At 36.5% G+C, this 11322-nt stretch carries 8 protein-coding genes; 4 read left to right on the top strand and 4 right to left on the bottom strand.

The genetic code is table 11. The features are described 5' to 3' along the window. Window positions 1–130: 130 nt before the first annotated feature. Window positions 131–1111: an LCP family protein gene (locus COD11_RS19565; RefSeq protein WP_098798560.1), complete on the bottom strand. Its 981-nt coding sequence runs from the start codon at window positions 1109–1111 to the stop codon at window positions 131–133. A gap of 209 nt (window positions 1112–1320) precedes the next feature. Here COD11_RS19565 and COD11_RS19560 point away from each other — a divergent pair, with 209 nt between their 5' ends. Continuing rightward, on the top strand, window positions 1321–2727 hold the full coding sequence (locus tag COD11_RS19560) for a L,D-transpeptidase family protein (RefSeq protein ID WP_176551154.1): 1407 nt from the start codon (window positions 1321–1323) through the stop codon (window positions 2725–2727). Between the two features lie 48 nt (window positions 2728–2775). Here the strand turns inward: COD11_RS19560 and COD11_RS19555 are convergent, their stop codons facing one another. The 3 genes from COD11_RS19555 to COD11_RS19545 form a co-directional block, all read right to left on the bottom strand. Next, the gene (locus COD11_RS19555) at window positions 2776–5154 is read right to left on the bottom strand and encodes a hypothetical protein (RefSeq protein ID WP_255301655.1); all 2379 of its coding nucleotides are present in this window, start codon (window positions 5152–5154) and stop codon (window positions 2776–2778) included. Between the two features lie 21 nt (window positions 5155–5175). After that, window positions 5176–6165, bottom strand: coding sequence for a hypothetical protein (locus COD11_RS19550; RefSeq protein ID WP_098798558.1), 990 nt, complete (start codon window positions 6163–6165; stop codon window positions 5176–5178). Between the two features lie 202 nt (window positions 6166–6367). After that, complete coding sequence (locus COD11_RS19545; protein ID WP_098798557.1) at window positions 6368–6838, bottom strand: hypothetical protein; 471 nt, start codon at window positions 6836–6838, stop codon at window positions 6368–6370. A gap of 240 nt (window positions 6839–7078) precedes the next feature. On the opposite strand from COD11_RS19545, the gene COD11_RS28235 reads away from it, so the two are divergent. From COD11_RS28235 to COD11_RS19530, 3 genes are all read left to right on the top strand, one after another. Beyond that, the gene (locus COD11_RS28235; protein WP_483296303.1) at window positions 7079–8437 is read left to right on the top strand and encodes a L,D-transpeptidase family protein; all 1359 of its coding nucleotides are present in this window, start codon (window positions 7079–7081) and stop codon (window positions 8435–8437) included. Window positions 8438–8573: 136 nt separating this feature from the next. After that, window positions 8574–9452: a hypothetical protein gene (locus COD11_RS19535; protein WP_098798555.1), complete on the top strand. Its 879-nt coding sequence runs from the start codon at window positions 8574–8576 to the stop codon at window positions 9450–9452. Between the two features lie 59 nt (window positions 9453–9511). Beyond that, a complete protein-coding gene (locus COD11_RS19530) occupies window positions 9512–11275 on the top strand; it encodes a hypothetical protein (RefSeq protein WP_098798554.1) in 1764 nt (587 codons plus the stop codon). Window positions 11276–11322 lie beyond the last annotated feature (47 nt).

Here is an 11322-nt window from a genome sequence, read left to right as displayed (position 1 = left end):
CCACCTCATGAAGACCATCTCCCCCCATTTCTACCTCCACTTCGGTCTTCATCTCCTATAAAAACAACTAGCTATCAAACAAAAAACGCCCAGGCCTCCAAAAAGGCCTGAGCATTCCCTCAAAATCTAATTACTGTTCCTCTTCCGAATCACTTTTCACAACCGACGAACTATTACCACTCAAAAACGCATCCAACGCCGCTTTATTCTCTTCCATATCAATCTCCAATACAGAACCTGCATGAGAATAACTTTTACTTGTGTACGAGCCCTCAACAGGAATTGTCATTGTTTCAATGTCTTCTGGTGTGTTTAAAACAAAGTCTTTTAAAATACCAATCACTTCAGCACCATCAACATTTGTTTCAATATAAGGCTGTACCGTTCCAATTAATTTAGGAAGCTTCGTTACACCATTCACACTAATTAATTCGTCTTTTAAAGCATTAATTACTTTCTGTTGACGTTCAACTCGTCCAAAGTCACCTTTGGCATCTCCACGGTATCTTGCATATCCAAGCAGCTCTGCTCCATCAAGCATTTGCACACCAGGCTCTAGACTTACACCAATGTTTTTAGACATACTGTGTTCAACATCCATCTCAATTCCGCCAGGTGCAAGTGTATCAACAACCTGCTGGAAGCCTTTGAAGTCAACTAATGCATAATAATGAAGATCAATTCCAAAGTTTTCTTCAATTGTTTTTCTTAACAATTCAGGGCCGCCTAAGAAGTAAGCTGTGTTCACTTTATAGTTTTTGTAATCCGGTATTTCAACATACGTATCACGCATGATCGATACAAGCTTAGCAGTTCCTTCTTTTGTATCGTATTGTGCAATCATGATCGTATCAGTTCGTGACTTTTCTTCACCTCGGGAATCAATCCCGAGTAACAGAACATTGATTTTCCCTAACTTATCGACTGCTGCTCCTTCAAAGTCAGTCGCAGCATTTTTATCAAATCCCTCACCCGCTGCCTGTAGGCCAGTGTAATATTGATAAAAAATAAAACCACCAAAACCAAGTATAAGAACTAGAAGGAAGAAAAACCCTCTAACAAATTTCTTTTTCTTTTTTTTCTTTTTATGACGATCTTGTCTTTTATTCATCGTTTATCCTCTTTCGTAATAGATAGTAGATTACTAATAAGTAATTGTATCATTTTTTTTGTATTTTAAAAGTTAAATTTAAGGGACATTTGGTAAATTCATGCAAATTAACCTTCTTGTATTCTCTTCTCTTTGTCTATAGACTTAAATTTAATGAAATTTTCGTAGCCTTTTATATAATAGAAGAAATTGAATTGGAGGTATCATTTTTGAAAAAACTACTATTCTCTATGCTGTCACTTCTGGTTATTTTTGCGATGTTTTCACAACAAACATCTGCATCCAGTAGCCAACTTAACGGATTCGATCGTCTAAAAGAAATCAGTGAGGAAAATCAAGTTATTATTGTAAATAACAACGGTGGAATAGGTGCTGTTGTAACGACTTATGAAAATACCAATGGTGAATGGAAACAAGCTCTTCCTAAAATGTCTGCTGTTGTTGGGAAAAACGGCATCTCTATTAAGCAAAAAGAAGGTGACGGCATTACGCCGGCGGGAGTTTACACTCTCGGCACTGCTTTTGGTTGGGGAGAAAAACCGAATGGAGTGAAGCTTCCACACCGATCAACCACATCAAATGATTATTGGATCGATGACCCTACTTCATCTGATTACAACAAATGGGTAACTTATAGCGGAAACCCTAATACACGTTGGAATTCCTTCGAAAAACTGAAACAGCCACTTTACAAATATGCGGTGGTCATTAATTACAACACAAGCCCAATTGTAAAGGGAAAAGGAAGTGCAATTTTCTTACATGTTTGGAGAAGCTCAACAAGTCCAACAGCTGGTTGTGTTGCTCTTGCAGAAGTAAATGTTAAGAAGCTTCTAACATGGATTGATCCTGCGAAAAAGCCAATCATGGTAATCGGAAAGACAAGTGAAATCAATACTCTGTTAGGTGATCATGCTGAGGAAACGGCAAAGAAATTTGTGGCTGATGCACAAATCAAATCTAATAAGTTAAGAGGAAATTACGATGCTTCATCAATAGCTGACGTAAAAATCTCTTCTCAATTCAGCTCTGACTACTCGGCAGCAAAAACAGCTATTTTGAATGCTCAAGAAAAAATTAACTCTATACAAAATAAGCAACAACTTCAACAAGGACTAGATGCTGCAAAAATCTATCAAATGAGGGCCGCTCACTTTATTGATGCTGTGAAGGTGGGACAAAATGAAGTCACTCCTTCGAAAGAAAAAGTGGAGGATTTTGTTCAACATGATTCGTTTACACCTGAGCTTGCCGAGTCCTATCACGAGTTATCTGCAAAGATAAGAAAAGATGAGCTTTTAATTGGAAAAATATACGGAAGTGAAACGCGTGAAATAATGGCAGAGGCACTCGTAAAGGAAGCAAAAATCATTCGTGAAACTGTAATTTATGAGGTTTCCATTTTTGAACTTTTAAATGATATTAATGAAATTATTAGTCAAAATAATCAAGCGGCAGCTATAGAAGAATTCAAAAAGCTTGATCGTTTAAAGAACCGAGCTATTGAGATTAAGGAAGCTGGGAATAAATTGTATCCTGGAAAATACCCTAATTTGCCTGGCATGAAGACTTTCTTAGAAAGATATGAAGCAGAAACAAGAAGTAAATTAAATTAATTTGTAACAAAGGGCAGCCCTAAAATAAGAGCTGCCCCTTCATTATAGTTAAATAGAATACTTCCAAAGACGAGCGCCGTCATGGAAATAAATTGTACCGCTGGAATCCTGAATCACTTGTTTCACATCTTTTTTATTTCGTAAAATAACTAGTTTTTTATTATTCGGATTCACTTTAAACATAGTTCCTTCCACCGCTCCATATAGATAACCATCCTTACCGATAATTAAAGAGCCGTTCGGTGCATGACCTGAAACATCATTAACAATTTTCCGGCTGAAAATAACTCCCTTTGAAGGATCATATGCATACAGTATCTCATCTGCTAGTCCCCAAACAACTCCATTATTAGCAACCGTAATCGCAGAATAGAAACGAATATTTTTGAATGGCATTTTCACCTGTACAGGAGCTGCATTTGGGTTATTCGCTGGAACTGTAAACAGCACAGCATTTGTTTTTGCCGGATCTACATTCGGTTGTCCAAAAATTGATGTTCCTCCGTATACCTTGCCTTGATTTTTAGAATATGCAAGAGACACAATGCTTTGGTTTGGAATCAGCTTATTTTTCACAGTTACTTTGTTGTTACCAACATCCAATACTGCAAGTGCTCCACCTGCATTTCCAGAGCGAGGCGTTGTTCCAATGTAAAGCTTATTTGTGCCAGGAATATTAATAACCGCAGTTGGTCGATCTTGCCCGTAATTTTTCAAGTTTAAAATCTCTGTTTTTTGATTCGTTTGTGGCTGATATTCAATGATTTTTGCTTGTGGATAAACACCTAAATACATCTTGCCGCTGATTGGTGCTGAGCCTTCCACTTGACCAGTTGTACCTTTTGTTTCTGTTTCGTTGGTACTTGAAGAATACACAGCCAAGCTTCCGTTCAGAAATCCACTGCTATAAATATTCCCACTATTATCTGCGCCAATATGATGTAATTCAATTGGCTGTGCAGGTAGTGTCATTAAGTCGTGATGAAACGCTTCACGATCGAAGTTATACGTAAAATACCTTTCATTGTTTCCTAGTTTACCAACCAGTGTATAGCCATTGCTTCCTTCATTTAATAGACTAAAAGATGTGATCGTACTTGGTACTTTCCCTTTTACAATTTCTTTTCTTTCCTTTGTTGATAGGTTAAAGGAATAAATTGAGTTTTCATATCCGTAGTACACAACATTTCCATGCTTTTCAGAAACACCAAACGACGATGCAGGAAATTCACCTAGGTATTTTTTTGAACTCACATCAAAATAAAGAATTTTTGCAGTTGGGTTTACTTTTACAAACAACAAATTGTCTACAACATCTAAAGATTGAATTGATTTCTCGCCTTTATACTGACTCGGTAGAATCGATTGCTTCTTTTTCGAGTTCAAATCAAAAGCAATAAGATCAACAGGTGAACCTATCCCTGCAAATAGTATATTGTTTGACGCATAAGCAACACTCTTTGCATCCTTTTTCCCTGAAACAATTGTGCCGTAATCGTAAAATCCATTTCCTTCTTCGTATTTGAATGCTTTCCCTTCATTTGAAGTAACACCGTAAACAGCTTTCGTTGAAGAAGAATAGTCCAGATCCCAAATCACAGTATTATTTTTTGTTGTTGCTTTCCCCAGCTTTGTTAGCTTTTTCGAATTCACATCATATTTATAAAGCAGCTCATTTGGTGTTGTACCGATATAGTACGAACCTGAAGCTCCTTGTTCAATTGACCAGCCTGTTGTTGTATCAGGAAGAGCTTCTACATCAACGAGCTCTTTTGTATAAAGATTTGTAACAGCTAATGTACCAGGTAAGCCTTGAAGAAGAGATAACATGACCGGTTCGCCGTTGCTAGTTGTTCCAAATGTTGCTGTTGAAACGTTGATATTTGTTAGTTGTGGACCTAGATTTGTTACAAGATTTCCATTTCTAACTCTATTTTCTGTGTTTGTAAGATAAGTAGAAACCCTTGCTGGAAGCTGTGCATAGCCACCGGCTTTCTTTATATCAACCGCTCTTTTTTTCAGGCGGTCCAATTTTTTTAAATCGCTATTCCCTTTAGAGGAACTACCATCTAAAAATGACCGTTCAATCGACTCTAACAATCTTAATTGAGAAATTTCATAAATTACTCGCTCTTTTGTGATCTTTGAAGGGTTCACATATTTGGTTAAAAGCTTTGAGCGATTTGAGCTACCTGACACTTTTCCAATGGCTCTTTCCATTTTCCCAATCGTGTTTGTGAATTCATTGTATAGAACATCCACTTTTTCAAGATCTCCAGTATTGATGCTATCAACAACTAGTTGATTTTGTTGCACAAGTTGTTTCCCTACATTTTCAGCATCCCTATAAGATGTATTAGCAGCTAAAGCCGGATTTGTAAATGAGAGAACGGATACTAATAGTGTAGAAGCTAAAGCTACTTTCATTCCTCGCAAACTGGTAACCTCCTAGTAGTTATATTCATAATAATCATCATAAAAAATACTTGGTTCTTCTCTGTAAGAAGCGTCGAAAATAGGGAAAGTATATCCACAAGAACCTGTATAGGATAAAATGGCATCCAATGGGAATGAAGAAGGTGCAAAGCCTTGACATGTTGCTCCAGCATAGGCATACCAATACTTTCCGTGTTCAACAGAGAATACATCAATTGCGTCTGCAATGTTTGCAGCCCATACTCTAACAGCCTGTTCATTTCCTTTTGCATGAATTTGATCTAGCTTCTCTAGAGTAGATGTTGGGAATGATGTTAAGTAGAAAGAAAATTCTCCTCGATAATTTTCCTCCATTGTCCAACCTTCTAAAGCAAGCAATTTTCCTCCATCATTTATTTGAACATGATTCAAATATGATAAGAAGTCATGGATACTATCTAGATTAGAAGGAATTAATTCATAACTTGTGTTGGCATTGAGCCTTTCCACAACATAGTTATCCCACCATGATAAAGAACGGTTTATCGAAGAAGGCAAACTTGCATACCCTCCCGCTTTCTTAATTTCCTGTGCTCTTTTCTTTAAGCGGTTTAATTTTGCGTACTCATCTTTCGCTTTTGACTGCTGATTTAGAGTAAAACGTTCGTCAATTTTGTAAAGCAAGCGAATTTGTGATATTTCATAAATGACTCGCTCTTTTGCAACTTTTGCTTGTTTCACATATGTAGCATTTAGTTTGTTTCTCTTTGAAGCACCAGAAACTTTTCCAATTAATAATTCTGTATTCTGGATTTTCTTCGTAAATGCATCATATTGTGAATCTACATTATAAAGATTTCCTGAGTTTATGTAACTAGTAAACTTTGATAATGACTTTTTCAGATCTTCCCCCGCGCTCACGGCTCGCTGGTAATCTGAATCTGATGCTGCGAAGGTAGATGTAGTAGGGATGATAAGAACAAAAACTAGCATGAAGAGTTGAACCATTCTAAATTTTTTCATTTTATTACTCCTTTCTTTTATCTAGGAATATTGTACCATATTTTACAGAAGAATTCCTTTGGGATGTTTTTGTCCGGGAAACTGGTTTTTGGGGTGGTGCCTGTCACTACCCGAATTTTGTCGAAGACAACTCGGGAGGTGACAGGCACCACCCGAATTTTCTCATACAAAAGCCCCACAACCAAAGTTGCGGGGCCTTCCATTAGTTTACTACTGTGATGTTTTGTAAGATATTTTGTCCATTTTCATCAACATAATAATCAATTGTAACATTACTGCCGTCTTTGATTGTGTCGAAGTCAACGTCTGTATCAAGTGTTTGGAAAATCATTGATCCTTGATCTACTGTTTCAACTTCAATGCTGTGTGTGTCTGCTTGTCCGATGTAGACAGCTTCTAATCCTTCAATGATTTCTTGATCTGCTTCTGCTGTTTCTTCAGTAGCTTCCTCCATAGTTTCTTCTGAAGTTGCTTCCTCAGTTCCTTCTTCACCCTCTACTTGAGGTTCTTCTGTTCCAGTTTCAGTTGTTTCTTCATTAGCTTCAGTAGTTGTTTCTTTTTCTTCTATTGTATTTTCTTCAGTTGATTCGCTTGAGTTTTGCATAACGTCTGTTCCACATCCTGTAAGGAAAATGGTGGTTAAAAGAAATAAAGCAGCTAACATTCTCATCATCTATCACCTCATTAACTTATTACTCATATGATATCAACATTGTCGAATTTGGTCAAAATCTCCATTGAAATATTCCTGTAAACGTTTTGTAAAAATAATGTCGGGAAAAAAATGTTTATACAGACAAATCGTCAGAAATACAACGGATTCGCTCCGTCGTTTTACATAATTTTCAAATTCTTTCTTCTATAATTATTCATAAGATTAATATATTAATAGGTGGTGTACGTATTGAAACGAGTGGGGATTCTTTTACTATTTTTAATTGGATTTTTTGCGTTTTTTCAACAACCTGTACAAGCTTCTGGTGATCAATTAATCATTATTAACAAAAATAATAATAAACTAGCATTTTTTGATAACTGGAAGCTTGTAAAAGTTTTCGATGTAGCAACAGGCAGGCAGGACTCTTATACTCCTGAGGGAACTTTTCGAATTGTTAACAAAATAAAAAACCGACCTTATTACAAAAAAAATATACCGGGTGGAGATCCCAGAAACCCGCTTGGCGATAGATGGCTTGGTCTTGATGCTAGAGGTACTTACGGAACAACTTACGCAATTCACGGTAACAGCAACGAAAGCTCAATCGGACGATACGTTAGCTCTGGTTGCGTGAGAATGCATAATAATGAAGTAAGATGGCTTTTCGACCAAGTGAACTTATACACGAAAGTTGTTATTACAAACTCGGGTTCTTCCTTTGAAAAGCTTGCTGTTAATCATGGGTACCTAGACCCTACTGTGTTAAATAAACAACTTGCACAAAATGCTGGAAATCAACTACTTAAAGACGTATCATCGTTTAATGCTGCGATCAATTCGGGCTCCATTTCAAAGATTAATAGTTTATATGACCGCTTAACCTCTCAATTAAGAGCTACAGAAGTGGCAATCGGAAAAGTAAGCGGCAAAAGCAATCGTGATTCACTTGAAGCTAAATATGTTAGACCTGCAAAGGTTGCAATCGAACGAACCGTTTATGAAGTATCGCAATATCGTTTACTAAACGAAGTAAGTTCACTTGTTTCTAAAAATAAAATCAGTGCAGCAGAAAGCGAACTAACAAAGCTGGATCGTCTAAAAAAACGTTCTGTCGCCATTAAACAAGCAGGAAATTATGAAGCATTGCCAGCAAACGTAGACCGTTCCCTTCAAGCTTTACAAGCAACAAATCAAGGAAACATCATGAACATTACGCTTGCTCAATTTAATCAAACAATATCGTCTGGGAAAATCGGAACAATAAATAACCAATATGATGCTTTTACGAAAAAATTAAAAGCAACCGAATTAGCCATTGGTCAAGTATACGGAAGCTCAAATCGTAAACAGCTTGGCGATAAGTATATTACTCCTTCGAAGGTTGCAATTGAACGAGTAATTTACGAAGTATCAACATACCGTTTATTACACGACATTTACTATTTAATTGAAGATAACAAATTAGCACAGGCGAAAAATGAATTTTCAACACTCGATCGTCTAAAACGCCGAGCAATCGAAATTAAACAAGCGGGTGGCTATCAACCTGTTCCTGACTCGATTTCAATGAGCTTAACATCACTTGAAAATAGACTAAGATCACAAGTAAATTAAAGATAAAGCTACTCATGTATATCGTGAGTAGCTTTTTTACGTTCAGGTAAAAATCCAAATCCATATCCTACTAAATAATTTCCAATATCCTCCGATATTAATAGTGAGAAAGTCTTATGAAAGGTTGTCCATCATCATGTCAAAACTACTACCCTTACTTTTAATGCTTATGACTGTGATTTGTTTTGGAGTATGGTTTACTTTGTTTCTTGTTTTCTCTGAAGATAAAAAAGAAATAGCCGTTGAAGAAGATATTGCAGCTGGTGTTGAGGAAACCCCTTCTCCTGCTGAAACGACTACAGAGGAACCTCAAACCGAGGCTATTACTATTGAATCAACAGAGCGAATTGAACCAGAAACTAAAGAAGAGCCAGCCACTAAACAACCAAAAGTGGAAGAACCAAAAGTAACAAAACCCTCTGAACCAACGAAGAAATCTTCTGAAGCACCATCAATAACATATCGTTTATACGAAACCTTTTTTCCTGATTTTTACGAATGGTTTGATACGGTATTAGCCACAGATGTGATGCCTCCTATTTATGAGGACTACGAGCTCGATCAGTATTATGTCCAGTTTGTTGAGCAGAATTTTCCTGATGTTCAAAGGAACTTATTTTCTTTTAATCGCTATTTTCAGCATTATGGCGAAGAGCTTCCTACAAATGGAACAGTTGTAGAGCCTGATGAGTATCAGCTAAAGGAGAAAGCTGACGAGCTAACAGATATGACATTAAGCGGCATGAGTGAACCACATACGAATTGGGTAACAGGTGAGCTCGGGGAAGCTTATAAAAACTATCTTGGTGTCGCGGAAAGATATATGTACCATGTCAGAATTACAATCGACGATGGCATGTTTGAGCCTGTTCATACATATGAGTACACTTCGTTTTTCCGAGAAGATCTGGCTGAGCAGTCAAATAAGATTCAGCAATTATTAGACGAGGCCAAAAGGAAACTACAAGAGGAAAAATCAAGAATTGATAATGGACAAGTAATTTTCAAGTACTAAAAGTGTTTTAAAGTCCAGAAAATGGACTTTTATATAAAAAATAAATAGGGGGAAATTCAATGTTTTCAAAAAAAGCACTACTCACATTTATCTGTGCCTTAATCTTCATCTTCATTGGCACAAATGAATCGTTTGCTGCATCTGCAACAGTAAATGTAAAGAAGCAAGGTGATATTCTTCAAGGCAAGCTAACAACATTTAACAAAGTCATCAATAGCGGTGATATCCACCATATTGATAGTCTGTACGATGACCTGTCAAAACAAATTAAAACAACTGAAACTGCAGTTGGAAAAGTATCGGGCAAGAAAAACCGCGATGCCTTACTAGCAAAATATGTGGTGAACGCAAAGATTGCTAGAGAACGAGTGATTTACGAAGTTTCTCAATACCGTTTACTCGGAAAGATTAACGAACAAATTTCACAACAGCAATACACTCAGGCAGAAAGCAATTTAGCTAAACTATCACGATTAAAGAAGCGTGCTGTTGAAATAAAGAAAACAGGTGGCTACCAAGCTGTTCCTACAGCAATCACGTCTACATTAAATAACTGGGAAAGCAGCCTTTCCTCGCAATTACATGAAAATAACGAAGGATTAAAAGAACTGTGGCAGCTTCACTTTAAAGGAGAGCCTTTGTTTGAAACAAATGTTCAGGATGACGGTTCACTTCTTTATGGAAATTACAACATTGTTAACGAAGTCTACCATGCAGACATTATGTCATTAGACGAAAGTGGTAAAACGAATTCTACATGGAGTATTAAAGAAGAACAAGTTGACCGTGGCGGCACAGAAGCAAATCCAAAGGTACTAACCATTAAATATTCAGAAGGAATCCTCTCTTCTTATTCCATAGATGGTGACCTAGAATGGACTTATTCTTTAAAGCAACCACTTGATAAGTATGAACATGATTATGACGTTGCTCAAAATGGAACAATCTATGTTTATCTCGACAATGAAATTCAAGCCATTTCATCTCAAGGAAAGCTTCTTTACTCGATTCCTAAGCCAACAGCTGAGTATGATATTGAGTATGCTAATGATGGTTCCGTGTATGTGCTGGACATCCAAACAAATCAATGGAAAGAAAGCTCCTTTATTAAGTACTCAAACACAGGACAAGAAGCATGGCGACAAAGCTTGGCAGTTGACCGCGAAGATATTAATGCTATTTATTACTACGATATCGTTAAAGTAAAGAAAAATGCCTATGTTTATATCGGCTATGATGCAGCTGAATACTTCGATTCTTTAAGAACACTTTATTCTTTTGATGCAGCTGGTAACTTGAACTGGTCAAATGACTCTTTTGGTTATATTTACGAAAATGGTTTAAAAGAATATAACAACGAAACACTTATCCTATCTGACACTGATTTTTATGTGCTTGATTCTTCTGGTAATATAAAGAAACAAACAGAAATCATTGCGCAAAATTCATACGGATATAATATGGACGATATTTATGAATATTTCTTCATCTCCAATGGAAAGCTTATTTTTAATACGAATGAATTTTTAGCAACAATGGCTCCGAACGGTACGTATAGCTGGAAAACGGATATAGCAGATTCACAATGGTATAGCAGCTTATATCCTATGGATGAGATTGTTGTTTTAACTTATCATGAGGAAAATAAGACGCATCTATATTCAAATGCTGGACAAAGCCTTGGATCCTATTCATTCGGAATAAATGGCTGGGTACAATTATCAGGAAGCAACGCTAGTACAAATTCTTTATACTTCCTTCAAACAACTTATGATGAAGGAAAAGATGAATATCAAACAACTTTACATGCCCTGAAATATTAATTTGATAAAGAAACAACCTAAGTAAAGGTTGTTTCTTTATTTTGCAG

It is taken from the genome of Bacillus sp. AFS040349, assembly GCF_002577655.1.
GTDB lineage: Bacteria > Bacillota > Bacilli > Bacillales > Bacillaceae > Metabacillus.
Note: the sequence above shows the minus strand (reverse complement) of the source record. Positions and strands in the feature narration are given on the sequence as shown.

Coding starts and splice junctions, on each gene's coding strand:
- COD11_RS19565 (WP_098798560.1), bottom strand. CDS start 1,111: ATGAATAAAAGACAAGATCGTCATAAAAAGAAAAAAAAGAAAAAGAAA.
- COD11_RS19555 (WP_255301655.1), bottom strand. CDS start 5,154: ATGAAAGTAGCTTTAGCTTCTACACTATTAGTATCCGTTCTCTCATTT.
- COD11_RS19550 (WP_098798558.1), bottom strand. CDS start 6,165: ATGAAAAAATTTAGAATGGTTCAACTCTTCATGCTAGTTTTTGTTCTT.
- COD11_RS19545 (WP_098798557.1), bottom strand. CDS start 6,838: ATGATGAGAATGTTAGCTGCTTTATTTCTTTTAACCACCATTTTCCTT.
- COD11_RS19535 (WP_098798555.1), top strand. CDS start 8,574: ATGTCAAAACTACTACCCTTACTTTTAATGCTTATGACTGTGATTTGT.
- COD11_RS19530 (WP_098798554.1), top strand. CDS start 9,512: ATGTTTTCAAAAAAAGCACTACTCACATTTATCTGTGCCTTAATCTTC.